The 26,629-nt window shown below is 48.7% G+C and carries 24 protein-coding genes; 10 read left to right on the forward strand and 14 right to left on the reverse strand.

The features are described from left to right. Positions 1-6: 6 nt before the first annotated feature. Positions 7-2,670, reverse strand: coding sequence for a M14 family zinc carboxypeptidase (locus ACP7FG_RS05075; protein ID WP_439225732.1), 2,664 nt, complete (start codon positions 2,668-2,670; stop codon positions 7-9). 108 nt (positions 2,671-2,778) lie between these two features. On the opposite strand from ACP7FG_RS05075, the gene ACP7FG_RS05080 reads away from it, so the two are divergent. Further along, positions 2,779-3,969 carry a murein transglycosylase domain-containing protein gene (locus ACP7FG_RS05080; RefSeq protein ID WP_439225733.1) on the forward strand — a complete coding sequence of 397 codons (1,191 nt, stop codon included), beginning with the start codon at positions 2,779-2,781 and terminating at the stop codon, positions 3,967-3,969. On the opposite strand, the gene ACP7FG_RS05085 is transcribed toward ACP7FG_RS05080, so the two are convergent. Continuing rightward, a complete protein-coding gene (locus ACP7FG_RS05085) occupies positions 3,963-4,502 on the reverse strand; it encodes a hemerythrin domain-containing protein (protein ID WP_439225734.1) in 540 nt (179 codons plus the stop codon). The genes ACP7FG_RS05080 and ACP7FG_RS05085 overlap by 7 nt on opposite strands. Before the next feature lie 187 nt (positions 4,503-4,689). Between ACP7FG_RS05085 and norR the strand changes: the two genes are divergently transcribed. The 3 genes from norR to ACP7FG_RS05100 are packed head-to-tail and all read left to right on the forward strand — an operon-like array spanning position 4,690 to position 7,387. Next, the gene (gene norR, locus ACP7FG_RS05090) at positions 4,690-6,234 is read left to right on the forward strand and encodes a nitric oxide reductase transcriptional regulator NorR (protein WP_054488614.1); all 1,545 of its coding nucleotides are present in this window, start codon (positions 4,690-4,692) and stop codon (positions 6,232-6,234) included. After that, positions 6,231-6,635 carry a YbaN family protein gene (locus tag ACP7FG_RS05095; protein ID WP_417437364.1) on the forward strand — a complete coding sequence of 135 codons (405 nt, stop codon included), beginning with the start codon at positions 6,231-6,233 and terminating at the stop codon, positions 6,633-6,635. Before norR ends, ACP7FG_RS05095 begins: the two co-directional genes overlap by 4 nt. After that, positions 6,632-7,387: a HesA/MoeB/ThiF family protein gene (locus tag ACP7FG_RS05100; RefSeq protein ID WP_439225735.1), complete on the forward strand. Its 756-nt coding sequence runs from the start codon at positions 6,632-6,634 to the stop codon at positions 7,385-7,387. Before ACP7FG_RS05095 ends, ACP7FG_RS05100 begins: the two co-directional genes overlap by 4 nt. Here ACP7FG_RS05100 and ACP7FG_RS05105 read toward each other — a convergent pair. Next, positions 7,384-8,586 (reverse strand): NnrS family protein, encoded by a 1,203-nt coding sequence (locus ACP7FG_RS05105; protein ID WP_439225872.1) that lies wholly within the window; start codon positions 8,584-8,586, stop codon positions 7,384-7,386. The genes ACP7FG_RS05100 and ACP7FG_RS05105 overlap by 4 nt on opposite strands. A 311-nt stretch (positions 8,587-8,897) precedes the next feature. Between ACP7FG_RS05105 and ACP7FG_RS05110 the strand changes: the two genes are divergently transcribed. Continuing rightward, positions 8,898-11,567, forward strand: a complete 2,670-nt coding sequence (locus tag ACP7FG_RS05110; protein ID WP_416511707.1) for a nitrate/nitrite transporter — start codon at positions 8,898-8,900, stop codon at positions 11,565-11,567. Between the two features lie 26 nt (positions 11,568-11,593). Further along, positions 11,594-11,785, forward strand: coding sequence for a hypothetical protein (locus ACP7FG_RS05115; RefSeq protein WP_439225736.1), 192 nt, complete (start codon positions 11,594-11,596; stop codon positions 11,783-11,785). Here the strand turns inward: ACP7FG_RS05115 and mog are convergent, their stop codons facing one another. The 3 genes from mog to ubiU are packed head-to-tail and all read right to left on the reverse strand — an operon-like array spanning position 11,786 to position 14,229. Further along, entirely contained in the window at positions 11,786-12,325 is a 540-nt protein-coding gene (mog, locus tag ACP7FG_RS05120) for a molybdopterin adenylyltransferase (protein WP_271332116.1), read from the reverse strand. 33 nt (positions 12,326-12,358) lie between these two features. Then, positions 12,359-13,231: a U32 family peptidase gene (locus ACP7FG_RS05125; protein ID WP_439225737.1), complete on the reverse strand. Its 873-nt coding sequence runs from the start codon at positions 13,229-13,231 to the stop codon at positions 12,359-12,361. A gap of 5 nt (positions 13,232-13,236) precedes the next feature. Further along, the gene (gene ubiU, locus ACP7FG_RS05130) at positions 13,237-14,229 is read right to left on the reverse strand and encodes a ubiquinone anaerobic biosynthesis protein UbiU (protein ID WP_278358602.1); all 993 of its coding nucleotides are present in this window, start codon (positions 14,227-14,229) and stop codon (positions 13,237-13,239) included. A gap of 94 nt (positions 14,230-14,323) precedes the next feature. On the opposite strand from ubiU, the gene ubiT reads away from it, so the two are divergent. Together ubiT and hemN are read left to right on the forward strand one after the other, a co-directional pair. After that, positions 14,324-14,821, forward strand: a complete 498-nt coding sequence (ubiT, locus tag ACP7FG_RS05135) for a ubiquinone anaerobic biosynthesis accessory factor UbiT (RefSeq protein ID WP_439225738.1) — start codon at positions 14,324-14,326, stop codon at positions 14,819-14,821. Between the two features lie 34 nt (positions 14,822-14,855). Then, positions 14,856-16,217, forward strand: a complete 1,362-nt coding sequence (hemN, locus tag ACP7FG_RS05140) for an oxygen-independent coproporphyrinogen III oxidase (protein WP_054488629.1) — start codon at positions 14,856-14,858, stop codon at positions 16,215-16,217. Between the two features lie 190 nt (positions 16,218-16,407). Here hemN and nhaD read toward each other — a convergent pair whose 3' ends face one another. The 4 genes from nhaD to nrdG all read right to left on the reverse strand — a co-directional run bounded on the left by nhaD (position 16,408) and on the right by nrdG (position 20,695). Beyond that, on the reverse strand, positions 16,408-17,841 hold the full coding sequence (nhaD, locus tag ACP7FG_RS05145) for a sodium:proton antiporter NhaD (protein WP_439225739.1): 1,434 nt from the start codon (positions 17,839-17,841) through the stop codon (positions 16,408-16,410). A gap of 24 nt (positions 17,842-17,865) precedes the next feature. Continuing rightward, positions 17,866-18,270, reverse strand: coding sequence for a hypothetical protein (locus tag ACP7FG_RS05150; RefSeq protein ID WP_054488633.1), 405 nt, complete (start codon positions 18,268-18,270; stop codon positions 17,866-17,868). Positions 18,271-18,380: 110 nt separating this feature from the next. Next, positions 18,381-20,219, reverse strand: a complete 1,839-nt coding sequence (gene nrdD, locus ACP7FG_RS05155) for an anaerobic ribonucleoside-triphosphate reductase (protein ID WP_439225740.1) — start codon at positions 20,217-20,219, stop codon at positions 18,381-18,383. Positions 20,220-20,221: 2 nt separating this feature from the next. Continuing rightward, positions 20,222-20,695 carry an anaerobic ribonucleoside-triphosphate reductase activating protein gene (gene nrdG, locus ACP7FG_RS05160; RefSeq protein WP_439225741.1) on the reverse strand — a complete coding sequence of 158 codons (474 nt, stop codon included), beginning with the start codon at positions 20,693-20,695 and terminating at the stop codon, positions 20,222-20,224. 374 nt (positions 20,696-21,069) lie between these two features. On the opposite strand from nrdG, the gene ACP7FG_RS05165 reads away from it, so the two are divergent. Beyond that, complete coding sequence (locus tag ACP7FG_RS05165) at positions 21,070-23,310, forward strand: nitric-oxide reductase large subunit (RefSeq protein ID WP_439225742.1); 2,241 nt, start codon at positions 21,070-21,072, stop codon at positions 23,308-23,310. 74 nt (positions 23,311-23,384) lie between these two features. After that, positions 23,385-23,660: a hypothetical protein gene (locus ACP7FG_RS05170; protein ID WP_439225743.1), complete on the forward strand. Its 276-nt coding sequence runs from the start codon at positions 23,385-23,387 to the stop codon at positions 23,658-23,660. Here the strand turns inward: ACP7FG_RS05170 and tmpT are convergent. The 4 genes from tmpT to narJ all read right to left on the reverse strand — a co-directional run bounded on the left by tmpT (position 23,657) and on the right by narJ (position 26,626). Next, complete coding sequence (gene tmpT, locus ACP7FG_RS05175; protein WP_439225744.1) at positions 23,657-24,295, reverse strand: thiopurine S-methyltransferase; 639 nt, start codon at positions 24,293-24,295, stop codon at positions 23,657-23,659. The genes ACP7FG_RS05170 and tmpT overlap by 4 nt on opposite strands. 63 nt (positions 24,296-24,358) lie before the next feature. Continuing rightward, complete coding sequence (locus ACP7FG_RS05180) at positions 24,359-25,126, reverse strand: peptidylprolyl isomerase (protein ID WP_439225745.1); 768 nt, start codon at positions 25,124-25,126, stop codon at positions 24,359-24,361. A gap of 44 nt (positions 25,127-25,170) precedes the next feature. Then, the gene (gene narI / locus ACP7FG_RS05185) at positions 25,171-25,887 is read right to left on the reverse strand and encodes a respiratory nitrate reductase subunit gamma (RefSeq protein WP_439225746.1); all 717 of its coding nucleotides are present in this window, start codon (positions 25,885-25,887) and stop codon (positions 25,171-25,173) included. A 10-nt stretch (positions 25,888-25,897) separates the two neighbouring features. Next, positions 25,898-26,626: a nitrate reductase molybdenum cofactor assembly chaperone gene (gene narJ / locus ACP7FG_RS05190; protein WP_199494018.1), complete on the reverse strand. Its 729-nt coding sequence runs from the start codon at positions 26,624-26,626 to the stop codon at positions 25,898-25,900. Positions 26,627-26,629 lie beyond the last annotated feature (3 nt).

The raw sequence follows: 26,629 nt of genomic DNA on the forward strand, positions 1-26,629 counted from the left end.
ACACTCCTATTGTGCTTTTGCCGGTGCCAGGAACAAGGCGTTCATCAGCAAGGTATTTAAGCCGTCCATATAGGCACGGTACGTGGGTTCCTGAGTAAAGCTGATAACCATACCATTACCCGTTGGCTGCCACATTAATAGCGGTTTGTAAGGCAGTTGCTGTGCAATGTCATCCCACAAAAAGCCGCTCGCCAGCATATCGTCCGCACCAGCGAACCAGGCAATATTTCTACCCTGGTTGATATCAATAGGTGTAAACACATCGTTGCCGTTATAAATACTGATAACCTGTGGCTTTACACCGGCACTTAACCAGTGGTCGGTATCCACCTCAGCATTTAGCAACGCACCGGGCACCCAGTCCGGGTCAGCGCCGTGCGGCTTTATTTCCGTTAAGAACTGCTCACGGCTTTCAATGACTTTGCCGTCCACTTTAATTTCGTCTTCCGGCTTAGTAACGCCCTCTTCGGGGACTTTGCGCTCAAGTTTAGTGTTTAACACGCCGGCTTCAACGGCCCAGGCAGAGGCGCTGCCTAAGGTTAATAAAACACCGCCGTCTGACACCCACTGCTTAATCTTTTCAACCGCTTTGTCATTTAAGACGTCTGCGTAGCGCCCCTCCGGCAGGATCAGAACATCAAGACCGTCCAAATCAGAGCGAAGTAACTGCATAGTGCGGATAGCTGTTACCGGATAGCCCATCTGACGCTCAATAACAAAGCGTGTATGGCCCGCATTATAGGCACTAACGGGTTCGTCCCAGGCAATAGCAATGTTTGGCGCTTCCAGCTTACTCACATTATGTGAACCGAAGTTCGGACCGGCGGTCATCCAGCTTGAATCGACGCCTTCAACGGTTGCCCCGGACGCTTTAGCCAGCTCCTGCAGTTTGGCCTGTAAGCCACCCTGGTTGTCTGCGCGGGTTAAAATGAGCGAACCACTTGGAAAGTCGCCGGCGCTTTCATGAGTAAAGGCTAATTCGCTTTGGCGAACTTCCAGGCCTTCCCGCAAGGCGGCCGTAAGGAAGCGACCCGCATTCATGTCACCCCAGCGAACCAAAAAGGCCACCTTGGCATCCGGGTTAATGACCTTACCTGGCTCAATGCGCCCTTCTTCAACCGATGCCGTGGCAACACTCGGCAGGTCATCACACTGATGACTGTCAACGTTAAACATCAATGGCAGTGACCAGCCGGTTACATCATAAATTTGGTCCGGCAGGTTATTGTTTCGGCGTTGTTCCTGCTCGGCCAAAAAGTCATCCGCCATGTCCACTTGCTCATCCATTAAAGTGCGTATCATGCGGTGTGCAGGTTGTGCCATATCAATGATGTAAGCGCCGGCTTCATAGTCGGTTCCGCACACATCAAAGGCTTCCTCCGCCTGGCTCACGTCAGCACCCTGCTCAACCAGCAGGGACGCCAGCTTGCGCGCAGCAGCCGGATCATCTTTGGCAGGCAGAATAATAGAGCGGACATCGCCGTCTTCACCGGCTTCAACCGCTGACTTACGGTATTCCCAGAACTTCTGCAACAAGGCTTCTCGACGCTCGGAAACCGTCTGGATTGTCGAAATAGACGCAATAAAGTGCTGTTGAACACCATCGGCGTAGGTCAGCACGTCGCCGTCTTCGCGCTCAAACAAATGTCCACGCGCCGAAGCCATTTCATAAGTCATAGCAACTGAGCCCTGATAAAGCGGCCAACTGGCGCCATACCCCGGGTAAAACGCATCGAAAATTTCACGGGTAAAGTAATCAAAGCCTTTTTCATCAAACCACTGACCATTATTTTTACCAATCCAGTTCAGCGTTTCGCGCTGCGCTTCAGTTATCAGTGGGTTATAAGGCCGCGCCTCGGGTGTGAAATAGTAGGTAGAATCACCGCTCATTTCGTGCAAATCAACAAACACCAGCGGATAATATTTTAGTAAGGCATCAATTTGTCCGCTTATTTCAGGCTGCGTCAACGCAATCCAGTCGCGGTTCATATCAAACAGGTAATGGTTAGTGCGCCCGTTCGGCCAGGGTTCGTTATGCTCTGCACTGCGACGATCGCCTGAGTGCTCAAGCCCAACACTCATGTAGTAACGATCCACAAAACGAGCCCGCCCATCGGGGTTTTGCAATGGATCAATAAACACCATGGTGTTGTCCAGCCACTGCTGAGTCTGCTCACGCTGGTCATGCAGTAAATGATAAGCCGTCATCATAGCCGCTTCGGGCGAGGAAATTTCATTGCCGTGAACGCCGTAGGACAGCCAGATGCTGCCGGGCAATTGGTCAATTAACTGCTCAGCGTCATCGCTGTCGGTTTTACGCGGGTCAGCCAAGGACTGCATTCCCTGCATGAAGCCGTCAAAGTCGGCCATGTTCCTTTCACTGGAAATAACCGCATAATAAAGCGTGCGTCCTTCCCAACTTTTGCCGTACTCAAGCAGTTTTACCTGTTTAGGATAGGCCTGCTTCAGTGCTTCAAAGTAATGGCTCATATCCGCCGGACTGGTAATTTTGGTACCCATTGGGTAACCCAGAACCTGCTCGACGGTCACTTCGGAGTCGCTGTAACTGGCTTCGGGAAGTAAGGAACTTTCGCCGGACAGCTGCTGTGCATGGGTGGGTATCACGAACCACGAGGCGGCTATCAGCGCCGCTAATTTGAGACTGCGCATCTTCATTCCTGTTGTTTTACACACTGCCGAAACAATGCTTAGGGTTTATTTTTATGTCTCCCTAATGTAAAAGCTTGAACAAGGGAAGTGAAGCTCAATTTAGGCGCTATGAATAAAAAGACTCAAATAATCACACTAATGGTGGCTTTAACTACCACAATAATTCTGGGCGGCTGTGAAGTGACACCGAATAACGTCAGGCGAGTAGTTACTTCCGGCATCCTCAGCGGAAATGACCCCACAGCGGTTGTTGAATCGTTAGCCCGTGAGCGTCTCAATAGCTACCGCAGCAATCCCCGTCAGCTTATTAGCGATATTGAAGATCTGCGCAAAGCGCTACGCGACCTTCGTACCGTTGCCGAAGCCATTTGGGGTGAAGAAAAAGACACGGTTCCCAGCGAAAAAAAGTACGTTAAATACAGCGATAACTTTCATGCCAAAGCCGTGGTTGATTTTGAGCAAGGCCTGCTGACCGTAGCCACTTTGCATGACAGCAACGATCCCGCCGAAACCCGGCAAAAATTGCAGGCGGCGATTGTACGCACACTGCTGACACCCGCAGATCTCACCGCCGTGGATATATTTACTGATAAAGAGCCCAAAGGTTCAGGAAAGCCCTTTTTGCGAGGCCAGGTTGTTGACCAGGACAATGTGGTGGTCGAATACCAGTGGCGAGCCAACCGTTTTGCAGAGTATTTAGTTAACAACGAGCTGCGCACGCGCCGTGCCAAAGACAACGACGTTTACGAAGTGAAAATTGCACTGGTGGACGACCATAAAGCACTGCGTAAACACCAATATTCCGATTATGTAATTGCGGCCGCGAAGCGCTATGATATTGAGCCCGAGCTTATTTACGCCATTATTGAAACTGAAAGCAGCTTCAACCCTTATGCGGTCAGCCACGCTAACGCCTACGGGTTAATGCAGGTGGTAGCAGCTACCGCCGGGCGAGATGTCTTTGAGCGGGTGCGCGAAGTACCGGGACAACCTACTTCCGAGCAGTTGTTTGACCCTGCCCAGAATATAGATATTGGCAGTGCCTACTTATACATTCTCAACACCCAGTATCTAAAAGGTATACAGAACCCAAACAGCCGCGAATACGCTATAGTCTCCGCATATAACGGCGGCGCCGGCAATGTACTAAAAACCTTTTCATCCAACCGCAACAGAGCCATACAGATAATGAACCGAAGTCAGCCCGGCGTTATTTACCGGGACTTAACTTCAAAACACCCTTTGGCTGAAAGCCGCCGGTACCTGGAAAAGGTGATGTACTTTAAGCAAAATTACTGACAAGACCCACAGCAAAAATCTTTACCGTGTACCGGTGCTGCCGCTTTCTTCTCGACAAAAAGCACGTTGTTTTCCAGGTAAATATGCTCGCGCAAGTCCTCCTGTAACTCTTTCAGGCCGTTATAAAGCGCAGTCCAGGTGCCACAGGCGCCTTCAGGCAAAGTCAGGTTGTTGGTCAATTCATCAATTTTATTGATTTCGTCTTCGTGCTGCACGTGCTCTTCTTCCATGACTGAAATTGGCCCGCTTGGATAAACTCCGCGCGACAACATTGGGAACAGAATTTGTTCTTCTTTCATCATGTGGCTTTCCAGCTCCTGCAGCATATTGTCTAAGTGCTCAGCCAGGCCATTAGGCGCTTCGGCATGATCACCGTGAACCTCTTCCACGCGCATAGCTAACTGCTTTAGTTCTGGCAGCTGGTCACGATGACACTGGTGAAAGCGCAAATAGATGTGCTCAATTAATTCCTGTGGGCTCGCGTCCTGCCATTTCTGCTCAGCAGCTTGTAAACGTTCATTTAAAGTATTCATGGGGTAACTCCTGTTTGCTAAATTAAAATTTTCAGCCGTTACTTAACGGTCTAAACTTTCGCTATGGCTGTTGATTGCAACAAACAGGCCAGCTTCTACCCCATTGTGATTATTGACTCTCCGGGGTGCCAAGGTACTATCAACCCAACCAATAAGGGTCTTTTTAACCTGGGCAGTCAATTTAACCATGTTACAAGAAAGTCTATTAGCAGACCTGCTAACCGAGCAGCCTGCCGCCGTACGTTTACAAAATTTAGTCAACACTTTACGCCGCCATTTCAACTGCGGTGCAGTGGTGTTACTGAAACTGGATAACGAGGTACTTCAGCCCGTTGCTATTCAGGGCCTGGTACGCGAAGCTCTGGGTCGTCGCTTTGTGGTTGCTCAACACCCACGGCTGGCGGCACTGCTGGCTTCCCGCAGCCCGGTAAGGTTTGAGCATGACTCTTCGTTACCAGACCCTTACGACGGTTTATTAGCGGAGCAGCCGGGTAATGCACTGCCCGTACACGACTGCATGGGAATCAGCTTGTACCTGGAAAACAAATGCTGGGGGGTGCTGACATTAGATGCCTTGCAGCCGGGCACCTTTACCGATGATTCCATACTCGAGTTGCAAAAGTTCAGTCTGTTCGTTGAAACAGCGGTCCGTATTGGCCAGCTTGAGCAAAACGTCAGAGCCTTGCGTCAGGGGCAACAACGCGCCATGCCGCAAGCCGGAGCGACTGAAACCAATGACTCTGAAATTATTGGTCAGAGCAAAGCCATAGAAGGTGTTCTGAAAGAACTTAGAGTTGTCGCCGGTGCTGACTTACCGGTACTGCTTTTAGGGGAAACCGGCGTCGGTAAAGAACTCTTCGCACGCGAACTTCACTTATTGTCGCAGCGCAGCGATATGCCGCTTATTTATGTTAACTGTGCTGCGCTGCCAGAATCCTTAGCTGAAAGTGAGCTCTTTGGTCATGTTAAAGGCGCTTTCTCCGGTGCTACCAGCGACCGTTCCGGGCGCTTTGAGGCGGCTCATGGCGGCACCTTATTTCTGGATGAAGTGGGCGAACTGCCACTGTCGATACAGGCCAAGCTGCTACGGGTTCTGCAAAACGGTGAAATACAGCGACTGGGTTCGGACAAATACCGTAAAGTGGACGTACGCCTGATAGCAGCCACCAACCGTAACCTGCGCCAGCAAGTCAGTAATGAAACCTTCCGTGCGGACTTGTACCACCGCCTGTCGGTTTACCCGTTACCCATACCTCCTTTGCGTGAGCGCGATGACGATGTGTCGATTCTGGCCGGTCACTTTCTTGAGTTAAACCGCGCGCGCCTGGGGCTTCGTGCTTTGCGGCTGTCGCCGGAAGCCGAACTGGCCATACAGCAGTATCAGTGGCCGGGGAATGTGCGCGAACTGGAGCACGTAATAAGCCGCGCGGCCATTAAGCTGCTGAGCCATGGCGTTGAAAAAACCGATATTGCGACCATTGAGCCGGACATGTTGGATCTCGATGTTCAGTTACCCATGTCAGCCTCTCTGGATTCCGATAAAAACAGCGGAGGAGCCGAGTTGCCGGTGCATAACGTTTCCATGAAGGAGGCGGTTAGCTACACCCAAAGAAAAATGATTGAAGCGGCTTTAAGCCGGCATAACAACAGCTGGAGTCAAGCTGCTAAAGACCTGCAACTGGACGCCAGTAACCTGCACAAAATGGCAGGCCGGCTGGGAATGAAGTCATGACCCGGGAGTTGTTGATTCGGTTGCTCTGGCGCGCTCTGGCCCTATTTTTTGTGCTACTGGGGCTGGTTGGTATCGCTCTGCCGGTGATGCCGACCGTTCCTTTTCTTATTGCCGCGCTTTGGGCTGCCAGCAAGGGCTGGCCACGTTTGGAAGCCTGGCTGATTAACCACCCCAAATACGGTCCGGATATTAGAGCCTGGCGCGATAATCGCGTCATAAAACGCCGTTCCAAAGTCATAGCCCTGATTATGATGGCAACAGGTTATTTGGTGTTATGGTTATTGGTTCCACAGGTTCCCGTGTGGTTAAAAGGGCTGGTGGGTGTGGTCTTACTCACTGTGGGTTACTGGCTGGCCACTCGCCCTGAATTTGTACCTGAAAACAATGGAAACTCGTTATGAGTAAAACCCTTTCTCATCAGCAGATGCTGAAGTACAACCGACACATTGCCCTACCGGCTATGGATTTAGAAGGCCAGGAAAGGTTACTAAACGCCCATGTAGTCATCATTGGTCTGGGCGGATTAGGATGCGCCGTGGCACCTTATTTAACCGCCGCCGGTATCGGGAAGATCACTTTAGTCGACGACGATGTAATTGACAGTCATAACCTGCAACGCCAAATTCTGTTTACCGAAAACAGCGTGGGAAAAAACAAAGCAGAACAAGCTCGTCAGCACCTGATGCAACTGAATAGCGAGGCTGATATTACGGCACTGCCGGTGCGGGCAGACGGCGCTTTGCTAATGAAGTTAGCGGAAGAAGCCACACTCATTGTCGATTGCTGCGACAACCTGGCGACACGTAACAACGTTAATAAAGCGTGCCTGAAAAATAAAACGCCTTTGGTTTCCGGCTCTGCCATTCGTTTTGAAGGCCAGATAGCCAGCTTTTCTATGCAAAACAGTTCGCCCTGCTACGCCTGTTACAGCCAGTTTTTTGGTGAGCAGCAACTCAGTTGTACAGAGGCCGGTGTTTTGTCCCCTTTGGTGGGGGTGGTGGGTACCATGCAGGCTGTCGAAGCAATAAAAATAGCGGCTGGTATTGGCCAGCCGCTGTATTCATCGGTATTGTTGTTTGATGCGCTGCACAGTGACTGGCATCGGCTCAATATTCAGAAACACCCGCAGTGCCCTAACTGCTCAGACCTTTAACCCGGGTTGCCATCAGCACGCGGCGTGGTCAGTACTTTAAAGTAAACCACAACGTAAATACCGTAAGCCAAGGCCCAGCCTAAAGTGCTGAACATGAGCCACTGGCTGGTTAACTCGGGCGCCAGCCACATTAAAAAGACCCGGGTCAGAGCCGCAATTAGCACCAATAAGAATGCGCCGGTCATAATCAGTTTGGGTTGCAATGGACGGCCACTGTGCCCCAGGGATACCCGCGCTATCATGCTCAAAATCATATTACCCATAGCACCAGCGGTCAGAGCGTGCAATGCCAGGCTCTGAGTCAGCTCAAAACCGGCATAGCGCAGTGCAAATAGCGCCAGCCCAACCGGAATAAACCAGTAGGCCAAATGCAGCGACCACAATAACGGCACCCGCCAGGTCATCCAGATTTTCCAGCGCGCTACCCGTATCGCTGTAGCAACAGCTGAAACGGTAAATAAGAAGACCATCACCTGACTGGGTAAAATGGTGTGCAGATTCAAAAAGTGAACCGCAAAAATAAGCCACAAGCTGCCCAGCGCAATGCGATCAAGCCAGACAATAGGCTGTACTTTCGGTGTCATGGTGCCGTTGGCGGTAAACATGGGCAGTACCCGGCCGCCAATAATTGCCATAAGCAAGGTCACCAGGAACACCGCATTGTAGGCACCAAGAATTTGAATATGGTACTGACCAAAGTGCAAGCCATAATGCATGAGCAAATTACAAACCGTCAGCAACAACAGAATGGGGACAAAAAACAGATTCCGGGTCTGATTCACCTTGAGCACCATGCGCCCGAACAAAAATGCAGCAACAGGTAAAAGGCTGACATCGACAGCCGCAACCAGCCACCAGGGCAACTCACTGCCAAACAAAAGACCCAGCCGCGCTGCCGACCATAATACCGTCAGAATAAGCAAGGTATTGCCGTGAGGTGCTCTAAGCCCCGTCCAGTTCTGCACCGCGGTTAATAAGAAACCAAGCACAATAGCAATAACAAAGCCGAACATCATTTCATGTGAGTGCCAGAACATGATGTTGCCATACACGGGCAAATCGACCTTTCCACCAAGTGCCAACCCCCACAACAGCATAGCGATGGCGCTAAACCCTGCTCCCAGCAGGAACAGCGGTCGAAATGCCTGGCGCAGAATTGGAATTAACTGCTCTTCTTTTTGTTTGTCTGTGATCTGCATCATTGTCACCGCTTAATTTTTAAAGGTACATTTGTAATATATCTTTTATTTATCGGAAAATCGACTGCTTACTCGCGAAAATAAGTTAGTACCCCTTAGTTGATTTCATTTCTTTATGGCAAGTAAAAATTACCCATTAAGGGGTAGCCTCCTCACTTTTAACAGGCTTTCCCAAGACACTTGAAACTACCCTTAAAGTAGCATTACCAGAACCTACCGCTTCGTCCTAGTCTTTTGATACTAAAGCATTTTATTGCAGTTAACAGTAAAGTTTAGCCATCTGACTTTATGGATCTAACTGGAGGTCTTTCATGAACCAATCCCTGTCAGTCACAGGTGGTCAACGCAATAGGGCGCTCGCGATTTCAACGCTGGCGTTCACGCTTTGTTTTGCGGTCTGGACCATCTTTTCAATCATCGGCATTCAGATAAAAGCCGACTTCAACTTAACTGACACTCAGTTGGGCTTACTAATGGCGACCCCGGTACTAACGGGATCTATCAGCCGTATGTTCCTGGGTATTTGGACCGACCGCTACGGCGGCCGAAAGGTCTTCAGTATCCTAATGCTACTGACCGCAGCCTGTGTTTACTTACTCACTTTTGCTAACAGCTATATTATGCTGTTAGTTGCAGCGCTAGGTGTTGGCCTGGCCGGTGGTTCATTCATTGTTGGTGTCACCTATACGGCGGCCTGGTTTAACGACGTAAAAGAAAAACAAGGCACCGCACTAGGCATTTTCGGAGCCGGTAATGTTGGCTCGGCGGTAACTAACTTTGGTGCTCCGTTTCTGCTAATAGCCCTTGGTTGGCAGGGTACTGCGCAAATTTATGCAACGGTACTAGCGATTGCCGGTGTTGTTTTCCTTTTCCTCGCAAAAGACGATCCGCTAAAAGAAACTCGTCAGGAACTTCAGCAAAAAGGTTTTTGGGAGCAGCTGTCGCCCCTTGGTGATCTTCGTGTCTGGCGCTTCTCACTTTACTACTTCTTTGTTTTTGGTGCTTTTGTCGCGTTAGCCTTATGGTTGCCGCACTACCTTATCGGTGTTTACGAGCTGGATATAAAAACGGCCGGTATGATAGCGGCACTTTACACTATCCCTGCTTCGTTGTTTCGTATTCTGGGCGGTTGGATGTCTGACAAATACGGGGCTCGTCGAGTCATGTACTGGACATTCATTGCATCGGTAATTTGTACTTTCTTACTGAGTTATCCCAGCACCGAATACGCGGTTAAAGGGGTAAACCAGACTTATAACTTCCATTTCGAAATTACATTACTTGGCTTTGTTTTCCTTACTTTTGCACTCGGCTTCTTTATGTCGCTGGGTAAAGCGGCAGTATTTAAACACATACCCGTTTACTACCCTAAAAGCGTAGGCGCTGTTGGTGGGGTCGTCGGCATGATTGGTGGTTTAGGTGGCTTCCTGCTGCCATTAACCTTCGGTATGCTGAACGACGTTATCGGCGTGTGGCAAAGCAGTTTCATGCTGCTGTTTGTTATTGCTGCAGCCGCACTGGCGTGGATGCACTTTGCTATTCTTCGCGCAGAGCGTGTTGAATACCGCGAAGATCGTGAAGAGCGTGACTTACCTGAACTGTCCACTCCGAACTCTATGGTGCTGGATGACTGGCGTCCGGAAGATAAAACCTTCTGGGAAGAAAAAGGCAAACGTATTGCCACCCGTAACCTGTGGATTTCCATACCCAACCTGTTCTTGGCGTTCGCAGTCTGGACTATCTGGAGTATTCTGGTGGTCAAAATGCCGGCTCTCGGCTTCCCTTACAGCCAAAACGAACTGTTCTGGTTAGCGGCCTTACCTGCCTTATCGGGTGCGACCTTACGGATCTTCTATAGCTTCATGGTCCCCATATTTGGTGGCCGTCGCTGGACAGCAATATCCACAGCGTCCTTACTACTGCCGTGTATTTGGATTGGCTTTGCCGTTCAAAATACCGATACGCCGTACATGATCATGCTGATACTGGCATTACTATGCGGCTTTGGTGGCGGTAACTTCTCGTCCAGTATGTCCAACATCAGCTTTTTCTATCCACAGAAGGAAAAAGGCGGTGCCTTGGGCATGAATGCTGGTCTGGGTAACCTGGGCGTATCGGGTATGCAGTTACTGGCGCCTCTGGTTATTGCTGCCAGTGTGTTTGGCGGTATGGGAGGTGACCCACTGGTGATCCAGGAAGGTGCGAATGCGGGTCAGGAAGTCTGGCTGCAAAACGCTGCGTTCTTGTGGGTTCCGTTAATTGTTATTGGCTCTGTCGCAGCCTGGTTTGGTATGAACGACATTTCCTCAGCGAAAGCTTCGTTCAGTGATCAAGCCGTTATCTTCAAACGCAGTCATAATTGGATCATGTGTATCCTTTATTTGGGAACGTTCGGAAGCTTTATCGGCTTCGCTGCTGGTTTTCCTCTGTTATCCGGTATGCTGTTCCCTGAAGTTGACCCAACCGCTTACGCTTTCCTTGGTCCGTTAGTCGGTGCTTTGGCTCGTCCCGTCGGTGGTATCGTCGCTGACAAGCTAGGCGGTGCAAGGGTAACCTTCTGGAACTTCCTGCTGATGATTGCCGGCGTAGCGGGTGTCATGTACTTCCTGCCAATAGCGGGTACTGAAGGCAACTTCTGGGGCTTCTTCGCTGCCTTTATGGTGCTGTTTATTGCAACGGGTATTGGTAACGGCTCCACCTTCCGCATGGTTCCGGTCATTTTCCTGAATCAGCGCAAGCGCGAGCTGGGCGATACCGACGAAGCCATTAAGCAAGGCAATAAAGAGTCGGCTGCGGTTATTGGCTTTATCTCGGCATTCGCAGCCTACGGCGGCTTCTTTATCCCGAAAGCTTATGGTTCATCCATTAGTCTGACAGGAAGCGTATCCGCTGCCTTAGTGAGCTTTATTGTCTTCTACGCTATATGCAGCGTGATAACCTGGTGGTTCTACTCTCGTAAAAACGCACCAGACCCCTGCTAAACTGTCTGGGCTCAGGTATGAAAACTATGAGTCTAATGAGTAAAGCAAAAGAGCTGTCACCAGCCTACTTTGGGCTGGTGATGGCAACAGGAATCATCGCCATTGCTGCCCACCAGCAGCAATGGCCTTCAGCCTTCTTTTACATTGCACTGATAGTTTGGGGAATAACTTTTACGGGGTTGTGCCGAAGCCTGTTGCGGCTCCGGCAGCAGAAGTAACTACTTACTTTTGGGACGAAAGGGCTTAATGACCGATTCATCGCACTCAAGGTAAGGCCCATCCATAAGATCAATGCAATACGGCACGGCCGGAAATACAGCGTCCAGACATTGCCGAATGGCCTTAGGTTTACCCGGTAAGTTAATAATCAATGACGAGCCTCTGAGCCCTGCTGTTTGCCGCGACAAAATGGCGGTAGGAACGTACTTTAAAGACTCCTGTCGCATTAATTCACCGAAACCCGGCATCATCCGGTCGCAAACGGCCTCTGTCGCTTCAGGTGTGACATCGCGTTTGGCCGGCCCTGTTCCTCCGGTAGTTACTACCAGACAACAGCCTTCTTTATCCACTAACTCTTTAATGGTGGACTCGATAAGAGGCTGTTCATCGGCAATAACCCGGTACTCCGCCTGCCATTCAGAGGTTAGGTAGTCTTTTAGTGTATCTTTTATCGCCTGCCCGGAAATGTCTTCATACACTCCGGCACTAGCCCTGTCACTAACGGTTAGTACACCAATTCGAGCTATTTTCTCTGACATAGTTATCCTTTTCGCTATAAATGCTTTGTTCCGTTACGCCGTTGCCAAACCCGCAAGCTGTAACCAATAGCCGTTACTTTCTTTACTATTTAATTTTACGGGTTGCTCACCATCGACATTGTTACGGAAACGCTGTAGCCAGTCAAAAGTCCCTTCCGGCTGCGGGCTTATGCGTACAATATCAACCAGACCTTTCATACTGGGTAGCTGATTTATCAGGTTATAACGGGTGCCTGACTGCGTCTGAATGCCATTAAGTACAAATACCTGCTGGCCTTCCTGGCTTTTAACTTCGCGGCCTTCCGGATACTTTATGCAACACAGTTCGCACTGATCCTTCGGGCGGTTTTCTGACCGCGCCGTAAAGCAGCGTCCAGACCAGGCCAGTGGCATATGACCGAAAGAAAACACCTCCACCTCAAAACAGTCTCTCACGGTGTTAATCAGGTTTTGCTGCAAAATATCCTGCAGCCAGTCACGCGAGAGTTCAAAAGGCGCAACCCAACGGGTCATGCCCATATCAATTAAGCGGCGCAGGCTCTGATGATTATAAATATTAATAGCCGGCCCGGCGGTAAAGTTAAGCCCCTGTTCCTGCAATATACCAATGGCGCTGACATCATTAGCTTCAACATCAAATTCACCATTGTCACAATACTTACCCAGCTCTCTTAATTCAGCCGGTGCCTCTAGTAAGGTCATTGTCGACAGCGTTACTTTCTTACCTGCTTCTCTTAACATGTGCGCTATCGCCAGGTAGTCATCCAGCTTCAACTCACGTCGCTTACTACAGACCGTTTCACCAAGATATACATGTTCGACATCCGACTCGGCGGCTTGCTGATAAAAATCAAAAACCTGCTGTTTAGGCCAAAAATACAGGTTGGGCCCTAAAGAAAACTTCATGTGGGTTACTTCCATTTCCGGTGATACGCGCCGAGCGTCGTTTGACTGCCCTCAGAAAGTGAGGACAGAACTGAGTTCCAGTTATCTGCCACTTCAAAGTTGTCGGGGTCGGCCATAACCGTGTCGATAGCCTGGCGCCACACTCTGGTAATTTGTGATACATAAGCCGGACTGCGCTGTCGCCCTTCAATTTTTAAAGAGGCAATGCCTTCTTTATAAAGTTGCGGCAACAGGCTCAAGGTGTTCAGGCTGGTAGGCTCTTCCAGCACGTTGTAAATTTCGTCATCGACCGAAAAGCGTCCCTTACATAAAGTGGGGTAACCGGCCTTTTCGTTTTCATCAAAACGATCAATGAGCACACCGTTAAGTCGAGATTCCAGTTTGTTGTCCTGTTCATCCCATTCCACAAAAGCGGCGGGCGAGCAGGCTCCTGCGGTATTAGGTGATTCACCGGTCAGGTAAGAACTTAAGTAGCAGCGCCCTTCCGCCATAATGCAGAGACTACCGAAGGCAAACACCTCCAGCTCAACGTCGGTTGTGCGCGCCAGCGCCCGTACCTGCTGCATAGACAGAACCCGGGGTAAAACGACCCTGGAAACACCAAACTGCTGGTAAAATCGAATGGCGCCTGCGTTGGTTGCAGAAGCCTGCACCGATAAGTGCCTCTCAACTCTCGGGTACCTCTCCGCCGCATAAGCCAAAACCGCTAAGTCGGCAATAATCAGCACATCCGCACCGGCCAGTACGGCATCATCAACCGCTTGCCGCCATTTTTCCCAACTGCAGGCATGAGCAAAGGTATTAATAGCAACATGTAGTTTGCGGCCGTGCTTATGCACGTAGTCAGCTGCTTCTGATAACTTCATCTGGTTTAAATTCAAACCTGCAAAATGACGCGCATTGGTTTCGTCTTTTAGCCCCACATAAACCGCATCGGCACCATTTTCTATAGCCGCTTTTAACGCAGGGATACTTCCGGCCGGACATAACAATTCCATCTGAAACCTCTATTTCACTATTTTGTAGCGCCTTATTTGTTTATTTATTATAGTGCCCAAGTCTTTTATTTTGTTGTTATCTATGGAGCAAAAAATGAATACCACTAACTGGGTATCTTCTATACCTAAAATAATTCAACCAATAAATAAATTAATACCAGAGAGCATTATTAACTTTGGATCTGAACAATTATTAAGTCGTTTATTTAAAGAAGAAATAATATCGGGCGATCTTGACTTTATTTCTGAGAGAGTTGTTGAGATAAAAGTAAAAGATATTGATTTATCACTCTTTTTAACCTTAAAAGGGAACCAGCTAAAGGCCCTTAAGAGCACCGTCAAGGCCGACGTTCAGCTTTCAGCAGATGGTGACGCGCTGCTTTTATTGATTTATGGCAAGGTTGATCCTGACACTTTATTTTTCAACCGAAAGTTAATGGTAAAAGGCAATACCGAATTAGGGTTACATTTAAAAAACTTCTTAGACACTATTGAGGTAAATCAAAAGCTTCCCAAGGCCTTATTTTTAATAGGCGACCGCTTTAGCGATTTTATTTATAAAGAAAAAGGTGAAACAATACAGATAAGTTAATTAAATAAGTTTTGACCGAGGTCAAGAGGTGGTTATGAGTACAGTTACCTGGGATAAAGAATTAATCGAAAAATACAACATTAATGGACCTCGTTATACGTCTTATCCCACGGCGTTGATGCTTTCCGAACAATTTTCAGAAAACCGCATTGAAGCCGCACTAAAAAATGCAGGTGACGGACTCTGTTTGTATTTGCACTTACCGTTTTGCCATAAGCTTTGCTACTACTGTGGTTGCAATAAGGTGATCACCCGCCATCAGCACAAAGCCGATAAATATCTGGATTACCTGGCCAAAGAAATGGCGATGTACCAGCCCATGGTAAAGGACAAGAAGATCCGTCAAATTCATTTAGGCGGCGGTACCCCAACCTTTTTGACCGAACAGCAATTGACCCGGTTAATGGACTTGGTTCACGAGAACTTTACTTTTGCCAGTAACCCGGAAGTCAGTATTGAAATTGACCCACGCAGTTGCAGTGATGAGAAACTTCGCCATTTGCGTGAATTAGGCTTCAACCGTGTCAGCTACGGCGTACAAGACTTTGACAAAAAAGTTCAGATTGCCATTAACCGTGTACAGGATGTCGATTTAATCGCTCATCAGCTGAAGCTGAGTAAAGAGCTGGGCTTTGACTCTATTAACCTGGACTTAATTTACGGACTACCCTACCAACGTCCGGAAACCTTTAGGAAGTCGATTGAGCAAGTGATTGAAATGGACCCTGACCGTATTTCGGTATTCAGCTATGCGCATTTGCCTGAACGCTTTGCCGGGCAGAAGAAGATACCAGAAGAGTCCATTCCACAACCTTCGGTTAAGTTAAGCCTGCTGGAACAAGCCATTACTCAGCTTAGCGAGGCCGGTTATCAGTTTATTGGCATGGACCACTTTGCGAAGAAAGACGACGGTCTGGCAATTGCTCAGCGCGAAGGTCGTTTGCAACGTAACTTCCAGGGCTATACGACCGACGGGCAGGATGCATTACTGGGCCTGGGCGTATCATCCATTAGCCAGGTAAACGGTGTGCTCTGGCAACACGAAAAAGAGCTACCGGCTTACTACAAAATGATAGATAACGGACAAAAACCCATTATCAAAGGCATGGCATTAACGGACGAGGATAAAATTCGCGCCGCTCTAATTTCTCAGGTTATCTGCCACTTTGAGCTGGATATTGAGGCCTTTAAAGCCGAGTGGAATATCGATGACTTCTGGGCACATTTCGCCGAAGCCATACCGCTGTTAAAACCGTTTATTGAAGACGGTTTAGTCGACGTGTCCGACAAAAAACTCCGCGTCACAGAATTAGGTCGCCTCTGGGTTCGCAGCATTTGCGCTTGTTTCGACGAATACCTGGACCACGGCCAGAACCGCTACTCCAAAGTGGTTTAGCGGCCATAGGTGGGCTGGCCTGTATACGTTTAAATCAAAAGAGCGGGGAAAAGCGTCGACGGGTAGGGTATCTGTTCTCAGAGAGTGTGTGGCGCCAAGGATGGCGACACTCAAGCCCCCAGGGATGGGTTTACGGCGTCTCTCTGAGAACAGATACCCTGCCCTGAGAGAGCTTTTCCCTTCCCACTAACTAAATATGGAACGTTGCTTCATTAAGCCATAAGTGAAGCAATATGCTCGCTATGTAGCCTAGTGCTATGACCGGGGTCCACTTCAGGTGGGAGGCAAAGGTGTAGTACCCTCTGGCCTGCCCCATTAAAGCGACACCGGCTGCTGACCCAATGGAGAGTAAGCTACCACCAGTACCTGCGGTTAGGGTAATGAGCAACCACTGACCATGTGACATATCGGGTTCCATCGACAGTACAGCAAACATGACCGGAATGTTGTCAATGACCGCCGAAACGACACCCAGAATGGTATTCGCCATTGTCGCACTCATACCGCCGTAAAGCGTTTCAGAAAGCAGGCTCAGATACCCCATAAAGCCAAGACCGCCAACGCATAAAACGATTCCGTAGAAGAACAACAGAGTGTCCCACTCCGCTCGCGAAACCCGGCTGAATACATCAAAAGGCACCACACCACCTAATTGCTCCAGCCGTTTTTGGTCGCCTACGCGCTCTGCCATCGCTCGTTTACGAGCTAGAGAGCCTGGTAGTGTCATACGTAAGAAGTAACCGAAGAATTGTAGATAACCTAAACCCATCATCATGCCCAGCACAGGCGGCAGATGCAGTACAATATGACAAGTTACCGCTGTAGCTACAGTCAGTAAGAATAAGGCGGTAATTCGCAGCGCACCACGTTTTAGTTCCACCTCGGTGTGCAGTGTTGTCGGCTTTTTATTTTCAATGAAAAAGCTCATCACAATTGCCGGTACTAAATAGTTAGCAACCGATGGCAAGAACAAACGAAGAAACTCGGTAAAAGTGACCTGCCCGGCCTGCCAGACCATTAGCGTAGTGATGTCCCCAAAGGGGCTGAAGGCGCCACCCGCGTTGGCCGCAACCACAATACTGACACAACATAAGGCGACAAATTTCTTATCGTCCTGGGCAACTTTCATGACCACGGCACACATCAGTAAGGCTGTCGTTAAGTTATCCGCCACCGGAGAAATAAAGAAGGCCAGTAAGCCGGTTATCCAGAACAGCTGCTTATAACTAAAGCCTTTTTTCAGTAACCAGGCTCGCAGTGCATCGAACAAACGGCGCTCTTCCATGGCGTTTATATAGGTCATGGCCACCAACAGGAAAAGCATCAATTCCGCAAACTCAAGCAGGTTATGGCGAAAAGCAGACTCAGCCATAGCGGCCTGATCACCGGTATACACCCAGCCAATTAAGATCCAGATGAGGCCGGCGGCAACCAATACCGGTTTTGACTTACGCATATGGAGCTTTTCTTCGCCCATCACCAAAATGTAGGCGAGAACAAAGATGATAATGGCGGTGTAGCCAACAGTAGACTGGGTTAAATCAAAAGGAGAGATGGCGAGCTCTGCCGCCAGTGCCGATACCGAAAAAAACAGGGTAATAACGGTAATCAGAAATTTTGTCATGGCCACATAGGGCGCAGCGTACCTCTACAGTAACTGCACCAACTCTCCTTGTCGGTTAATGGTTAAAAAATGTTTGATCATGCCGGCCTGAATTTGCTGCACCATCATTTCCAGTGGCTGGCTGGCTTCGTCGCTTGAAATGGGATGACCGCCGCGGCCGTCCATTGCGCTGATAAACGCAATATCCCAGTCAATGTCGGTGCGTTTAGACTCTTCAACCAACGCAGAAAAGTCTTCGACTTCTTCGGGCAGTTTATCGACACAAAGTACCGGCTCTAATGTGCCGCCTTCCTGTGTTTCGAATTGCTGCTTCTGACTGTCTGTCGGTTGCTCGGGGAGTTGCGCTTTTGCTAACACAAACAGCAAACGCTGAGGTTCGTGTTGTTGTTTTGCTGCTTTTATAAAGTCTTGATAACTATTGATTTCCATGGCTTCACCTGAATTTCCGGAAGTGCGCGCGGAGAATACCATAAAAGCGCAATTTTAAGGCATGAAAAAAGAGGGAGGCGGGCTCCCTCTTTATGGGTAGTTTTCAGATTTTAGCTGGCTTTTCGCAGCCCAATATTGGCTTGCGCTGCGCCAACAGCAACCTCTGACGGCTGTTTACGGTGATAATGACGCAAATGATGCTCTTTGCGTCGACCAGCGCTAAATGCCGATACACGTTTCAGGTAGCCAATAACCCGTGTACCGTAGTCTATGTCTGCAGAGCCACAGCTGGAACATTCGCTTAAGGTGCGTTTATCAATCTGTTCGCAGGCATTACAAATGGTAATTTTGACGTTAATGCAGAAGTAGTTACAGCCCGTTTTTGCGGCAATATTCAGTAACGACAAATAACCGGATGTATTCAATTTTTCGTCAAGGTTTAAATGTAAGGCCGACCCACCATCCAGGTATTCAATCAACTCTTTTCCATGAAGAACAAGCTTATCCAATGCATTGGCGTCGTCGTCTTCTACGGCATAAAAATAGGAGTTGTAGCAGTCACGGCTCACTTTGTAGCCGTCAGCTCTGTCCCACTTAGCGTTTTTCACACCCAGGTTTTCTGCTGGCACGAACTCGGTATTGAACATATAGCCGTATTCTTTTTTCGCCGCTTTATTAGCGTCGTAAATCACTTTTAAATGGTTCTGTACAAAGTCTTTATAAGCCTGGTTGTTACCTGCGGTAATCCCCTGCGACTCAGCCGCTTCAACCATGCCGTTAATGCCTATAGTCAGGAACTGCTTGTCCAGAGTAATAAAGCCGGCGTCATAAACGGTTAACAGACCCGCTTCTTTATATTCTTCCATCAGCTTTCTGTAAGCCACCTGATATTTGTGAATTTTGCTGACTTCTTCGTCTAAATCTCTGCCATCCTGAACCAAGCGGTTCATGTTCATGGTTATGACATTAATCGAGCCTGTCGCAACACCTCCGGCACCTAAGGTATAAGAAAAGGTATTGTCGCTAATTTCGCTTCGTAGTCGGCAACATGACGCTAACGAATCGGCATTGTCAGATAAGTAAACAAAGAAAGAGTTACCATTAGCCATTTCGCCGGCGATTTTCTCTGCAAATGACTGATCTTTGCACTGACCGTCGTCGGTTAACATAGCAACCGTCACCACAGGGAAGGTCAGAATCGTCTTTTCCCGCTCCTTATTAAACCAGTCCAGGAAGAAGTCCTGCAGCGCACTCACCGAGCTCCATTCCGGCTTAGTGAAGTCTGCAGGGAAAACAAACTCACCAAACATACTGTCAAAGTAATGCTGGTCGTAAATAGAGATATTCCAGAACACACTTTGGTAGCCGCGGGCCGCCGCTGGCTGATTCAGTGCATAAACCACGTGCTGCAAGTGGTTTTCAATTTGGTGCCGATGAGTGTTTAAGTAATTGTCGCCGTAGTCTTTACGGGCAAAGTAGTCGAAGTAGGTTAAGAACTCGACCGTAGCGACCGCTCCGGCAAACTGGGAACTTACGGCAAAAACAAAGTTAACGAACGTGCCGCAGAACGACTCTAGATGTTTAGGCGCCTGAGATTCGCCGCCCAGCTTAGTTAAGCCGTCACGTAAAAACGGGTACATAGTGACTGAAACACAGTAAGGCTTCAGGCTGGTTTCGTCATGCACGTAAATTTCATGGTCCTCAATTTGGCGAACGTACTCTTTTGCCAGGTCATTACCAAAAAGTTCACTGATTTTATTGCTGACCTGTTTGCGGTTAACCTGCACAAAAAAGTCTTTCATTAACTCGGCTTCAAGTGTTGCTATGTTCTTTTGTGTGACGTTGGCGTTTGCATCCATTTTTGAACCATCGGCTGCATTTTGAGCATGTAAATACTCGTGGATGAAATCGACTTTGCCAGTGACTTGTTCTTCGTTTAAGCGCAACATAATTATTCTCCTGTTTGAAACTCGCAGTTCAATAACTGCTGTGTCCGTAAGTCATAGAATCGTTGGTTGGTCGTTGGACTTTCCAAGCCGCCCCGGGCAGCTATCCACGGTCCGGTTTTTAGATAAGTCAGTTGTTCACGAAGCGCTAGTGAGACGTTTTCATAGCCGGTATACAGACAAGTCTCCAGCCCTTCATTTTTTATTTGCTTTAATAGTTTCAGTAGTGCCGTTGGCTGCCACTCGCCCCCCAAAAATAAAACGCAGCTAATTAATCCGCGATATTTTTGCCACTGCTGCTGAAGGTGCTCCTCCGTCAGCGGCTCCCCACTTCCGACCGGCCAGCTATCCACACTATGGCAACCTTTGCACCCAACCGGGCAGCCGGTAATGGTGTAAGCTAACGCCACTTCTCCCGGAACTTCCTGCCAGACAATCTGTTCCGCGCTGTAATGCAGTCTTGTGGGGTAAACCGGCATAAAACACCATATATCGTTAGTTATTTTAAATTTAACACTACATATTGTGTTTCTAGCATAGGAGAGTCTGATGCGAATGCATTGATCCTGCTCAAGGTTTAAGCAGAAAGGAATAAAGCTGCCAACCCGCCTGAAGAGATACCTCTTTTAGGGTAGAAATGACCTTTAGGGTACTTTTAACCACGTCAGTTAAAACAACCTAATAAAACTCAGTCATAAAAACCCTATTTAAAATAAAAACTATAATAATCAAGACTTTAAAAAGTGGCCTCAATATTGCAATTAGGTAAACGCATAGTGAATTAATAAGAATTCTCTGTTCATAAACCTATGGAGTAACAACATGAAGCTGTTCAGCATCAAGGAGGTCAATAATGGCCGGGTATCGTAAGCTTTGGTGGACATTAATTGCAGTTCTTGCAATTACCTTTGGCGTTTTAGGGTATTTTGGAACGGAAGTTTACCGGGAGGCTCCGCCTATTCCGGATAAGTTCATGAGTACCAATGGTAACGTCGTTGCAACCGAGGAATCGGTTTTAGACGGGCAGACAGCCTGGCAGTCGGTTGGCGGCATGCAGCTTGGCTCAATTTGGGGACATGGTGCTTACCAGGCTCCGGACTGGACAGCTGACTGGCTACACCGTGAGTTGCTGGCCTGGTTAGACATTCGTGCCCACGAAGTCTTCGATAAGCCTTATGAACAGCTTACTGGTGTACAACAGAACCAACTTGAGTACGAACTTAAGGAAGAGTATCGCACCAACACCTACGATAAAGCCTCAGACACCGTTACTCTTAGTGAGCGACGCATTCAGGCTATTGAGCAAACTGGTGAGTACTACTCAAAACTGTTCAGCGATGACCCGGAGCTTCGCCCTACTCGCGTAAGCTATGCAATGAAGGAAAACACTCTGCCTTCAGCTGAGCGTCGTGCAGTAATGAACGACTTTTTCTTCTGGACCGCATGGGCAGCTGCTACTGAACGTCCAGATGCAGACATCACCTATACCAACAACTGGCCACATGAAACATTGATAGATAACGTGCCGAGCGCAGAAAACATTATCTGGTCTATTGTCAGCGTTATCCTATTGATCGCCGGTATTGGTTTCTTAATTTGGGCGTGGGCATTCTTACGCGACAAAGAAGAAGAGGAGCTGGTTGCGCCAGAGCATGACCCTATTGCTAAGGTCAAGCTAACGCCATCGCAAAAAGCTTTGGGCAAATATTTGTTTATCGTTGTTGCTCTGTTCACTTTCCAGGTGTTAATGGGTGGTCTTACCGCGCACTACACAGTAGAAGGACAAGAGTTCTACGGTATTAATATTTCAGAGTGGTTCCCCTACTCACTAACTCGTACCTGGCATATTCAGGCCGCCATGTTCTGGATAGCGACCGGGTTCTTGTCTGCAGGACTCTTCCTTGCCCCGATTATTAACGGTGGTAAAGATCCGAAGTATCAGAAACTGGGTGTCGACATCCTGTTCTGGGCACTGGTCCTGGTTGTCGCGGGTACCTTTATCGGTAACTGGTTAGCCATTGCGCAAATCATGCCTGAACACCTGAACTTCTGGTTAGGCCACCAGGGCTATGAGTACGTCGATTTAGGTCGCTTATGGCAAATTGGTAAGTTCCTGGGTATCGTCTTCTGGTTAGTACTGATGATGCGCTGTGTGTGGGGTGCATTCAAAGTCAAAGGCGACAAGAACTTACTGGCACTCTTCACCGCCTCAGTCGTTGCCATTGGCCTGTTCTACGGTGCCGGCTTCTTCTACGGCGAGCGTACTCACATTTCTATCATGGAATACTGGCGCTGGTGGATTGTTCACCTGTGGGTAGAAGGCTTCTTCGAAGTATTTGCCACTGCCTCTCTGGCCTTCATCTTCCATAGCATGGGCCTTGTGTCTCGTCGCATGGCAACCGTTGCTGCACTGGCTTCAGCGTCATTGTTCATGCTCGGTGGTGTACCAGGTACTTTCCACCACTTGTACTTCTCAGGTACAACCACACCGGTTATGGCGGTAGGTGCAACCTTCTCTGCACTAGAAGTGGTTCCGCTGATTGTGCTGGGCTATGAAGCCTGGGAAAACTACAGCCTGCAGAAACGTGCAGACTGGATGCAACGCCTTAAATGGCCACTGCTTTGCTTCGTAGCCGTTGCATTCTGGAACATGTTAGGCGCCGGCGTATTAGGCTTCATGATCAATCCGCCTATCTCGCTGTACTATGTACAAGGTCTGAACACCACGCCGACTCACGCACACGCAGCACTATTCGGTGTGTACGGATTCCTGGCACTGGGCTTTGTATTGCTGATACTGCGCTACATTCGTCCGAACCTGCAGTTCGACGAGAAACTGATGAAAATGGCCTTCTGGACAATGAACATCGGCTTAGTGCTAATGCTCTTCACCAGCTTGCTGCCAGTCGGTTTCATCCAGTTCTACGCCGCTGCGACTGAAGGTTTATGGTACGCACGAAGCGAAGCCTTCATGCAACAACCACTACTACAGAACCTACGTTGGTTCCGTACCGTCGGCGATATGGTCTTCATCGTCGGTGCGCTAGGCATCAGCTGGCAAGTCATAAAAGGCTTAAAGCATAAATCTGCTTAACCCTTAATAAACCAGGCTTCTACAACTTTGTGGAAGCCTGGTTTTTCTTTTTGGACGAGTTAATCGGAGGATGTATGAGCCGCAAACCCGATACCAAAACCGCGATGTATCAGTTACTGGACGCTATTCGCGAACACATTCCTTTTGGCTTAAAAGAAGCGGATATGTGCCAGGGTATTTGTCGTGGCTGTTCTAAGAAAATGATGGAAATGCTGGATGCGGAAGTCAGTCAGTGGCAGGCCGACCTGGATAATGAACTCGCTGACCCGACCCTGGCCGACTTAGTTTTTATGGAAAAGCTGGCACGCCGTACCGAAAAGATTTTACGGCGCAATAAATTAATGGGCTAATCCAGCTTATACACTTGCTCGGTAACCGGGTTGTCGTCCGCTTCTTTCCCGTTAACCGTGGTTTCAGCTGACTCCAGTTGATCAATGCTAAAACGCTGACCATAACCCACTTCGACTTCCCCTTCCAATACCGAAAACGGCGGCCCTTCACGGTAGCCATTCGGATACTGCAACGTAATCAGTAAACCTTTTGCCTGCTCGGGTAATTGCTCGCATAGCTGTTGAACGTAGCGTTGACGCATTTCAGGTGGTAGCGCAATCATGGCGGCGCGATCGTACCAGGCATCAATATCGGCCAGGTCACTTTTAACCAGCTTAAAGAAATCGCCAACCCATATAACCAGCTCATCCAGAGCATACTCTTTAAAGTCGCCACGCTGGGTTATTTGGGGTTTTAATTGGTTCTCTTCGAAAAACTGTCTGGCCGCCAGCTCACTCAGCTCTACCCCAAAAACACGGTAGCCTTTTTCCAGCAGCCACAGCATATCTTTTGATTTGCCGCACAAAGGCACAAATACCTTTGCACCGGGCTTTACCACACCAGAAAAATACTTCAGCAATAGTTCATGTGTGTGTGGCTGATGAAAACCAATTTGCTGATTTTCCCAACGCTCATGCCAGAAGGCAGATTCCATAATTTAACTCCAAAATAAAAAAGGCACCCCTTTGGGTGCCTATCCTAGCAGAAATAGAGCCGCTTACTGCAGTAACGGTGAACCGGTATCAACAAAATCGAAACCTTTGATATCAGCTTCATTCGCCAATGCCTGTATGTATTGAGAAACCGCTTTACGGTGCACTTTCTCTTCCAGATATTCCGCAATTTTGTCTTTAACCGCCTCGTACGGTAACGGCTTACCATCAATTTTATGGTCAACAGACACCACATGAAACCCGTAACGAGTTTCTACCGGGTATTTCATTAACCCTTCTTCAGCGGTGAACAACTGGCGTTCAAACTCAGGAACGGTTTGCCCCTTGCTCAACTGCCCCAGGTTTCCGTCGGTCTCCTTTGACGGGCACGAGGAATACTGGCGTGCAAGCTGACTAAAGTCGTCGCCTTCCTGCAACTGCTGAATAAGCTGCTCCGACATACGCTTTGCATTCACCCGCTCAAGATCATCATCCGGCGCTGCCGCTAACAGAATATGGCGAGCCTCAACAATCGGCGACGTTTTAAAGCGCTCCGGGTTTTGCTCAAAGTACTGTTTGCAAGCCTGCTCGTCCGCTTTTGGGCGAGCTACTTCACGTTCGATCAGAATTTCAATGAAGTCATCTTCGCCGCCCTGCGCGGTGTCATCCAGTACCTCAATGTCTAAATCTTTTGCCCTTTGTTTGAACAGCTCACCGATTACCAGTGCTTCCGCTGCCATACTCATGGCTTCTTCCTGCGTGTCAGCGGGGTGATACTGCATTTCAGCCAGTATCTCCTTTTCCGCAATTTCCACTTGATTCACTTGTATCATAACAACCTTCCCTGAGAGGGTTACCCCTCTCGATAACTCTACAACTAGCGAGCGAATTTTTTACGGACAACCTGATGCTGACGAGTAAGATACTGAACAGGCGCACTGAACATATGCACGAGCCGAGTAAACGGAAAGACTAAGAAAATGGTCATTCCGAGGAATACATGCAGTTTAAATACCCACTCAATTTGAGGGTTGCTGATAGCCGCTACTGCTTCTACCGGGTCAAGTGTCACAATGTTCTGCGCCCAGGTCATAAGCATCAGCATAACGCCCGCTTTCTCCCCTTCTGCGCCATGCACCACATGGTTCACAGAGTAATAAATTGAAATTAACCCTAAAACTAATTGTGCTAACAATAGCCACAGCAATAGTATGTCCATTCTGGTGCTGGTAGCCCGCACACGAACGTTGTTCATGCGGCGGTTAATGAGAATAGCCAGCCCATATAAACAAATTAAGCCGAAAATACCGCCGGCAATAATCGCCAGCCACTGTTTCGCTTCATTGCTAACACCCAGGATGTGCCAAACTGGCTTTGGGGTTAGTAGCCCCACCAAATGGCCGAAGAAAATCCCCAGAATACCAACATGGAACGGTAAGCTGCCTTTGCGCAGTTGCTTGCTTTCCAGCATTTGGCTGGACGCCGTTTTCCAGGTGTATGGCTCACGGTCATAACGGATCCAGGCCCCGATGAAAAAAACAGCCAAGGCAATAAAAGGGTATACGCCGAAGGCCAACATATTTAGATAGCTCATGGTAATCTCCTTAAATACCCGACACTTTACGCGGCTGTGATAAATCGTCGGTGTTCAATGGCACGTACTGATCCCGGCGTTGCCCTTCCGATGGCCGGTTTTGCGCTGTTGGGCAGCCCTGCATCTGGTCATTCCCGGCAAAGGTAACTGCTTCTTCTTCCCAAACTTTATCCAGCTCTTTGCTGGTGTCATCCCGCTTCTCGTTGGCAATTTGCTGACGAACATCGTCAAGGTCGATTTGCACACCAGAGATGCTTAATAGTGTCTGGAATAAAAGCGAGTAGTTACTACCGCGCTGTTCAAGCCTTGCCGTAAGCAGTGCCAGAATATGCGCAACTTCTTCCAAGCCAAGGCGAGCATTTTCATCGCCCTGGGTGGACAAGAATTCCAGATACAACGGAATGTAATCCGGCAATTCTTTCACACCTAAATCCAGGCCGGCCGTTTTGTACTGGTTCATCAAATCAACCATCGCCTGCCCGCGGTCACGCGACTCTCCATGTACGTGCTCGAACAACAGTAGCGACAGAGCGCGGCCACGCTCAAACAGCCCATCGTACTCCGACTGCCAGTCCATCAACGACATACTGGTGCGGTGCTCAATAAAGGCCTCCAGCGCTGCTTTATCGTCAGCACTTAAAGGCGACTGCTGAATCATTTGCTCTAACTCCGCCCGAGCTTCTACAAGCTCGGGTTTGGGGTAATCCAGCAATAACGAAATAACTTGTAATACCTGCATGCT

It is taken from the genome of Idiomarina sp. ST10R2A5, assembly GCF_051842325.1.
Taxonomy (GTDB): Bacteria; Pseudomonadota; Gammaproteobacteria; order Enterobacterales; family Alteromonadaceae; genus Idiomarina; species Idiomarina abyssalis.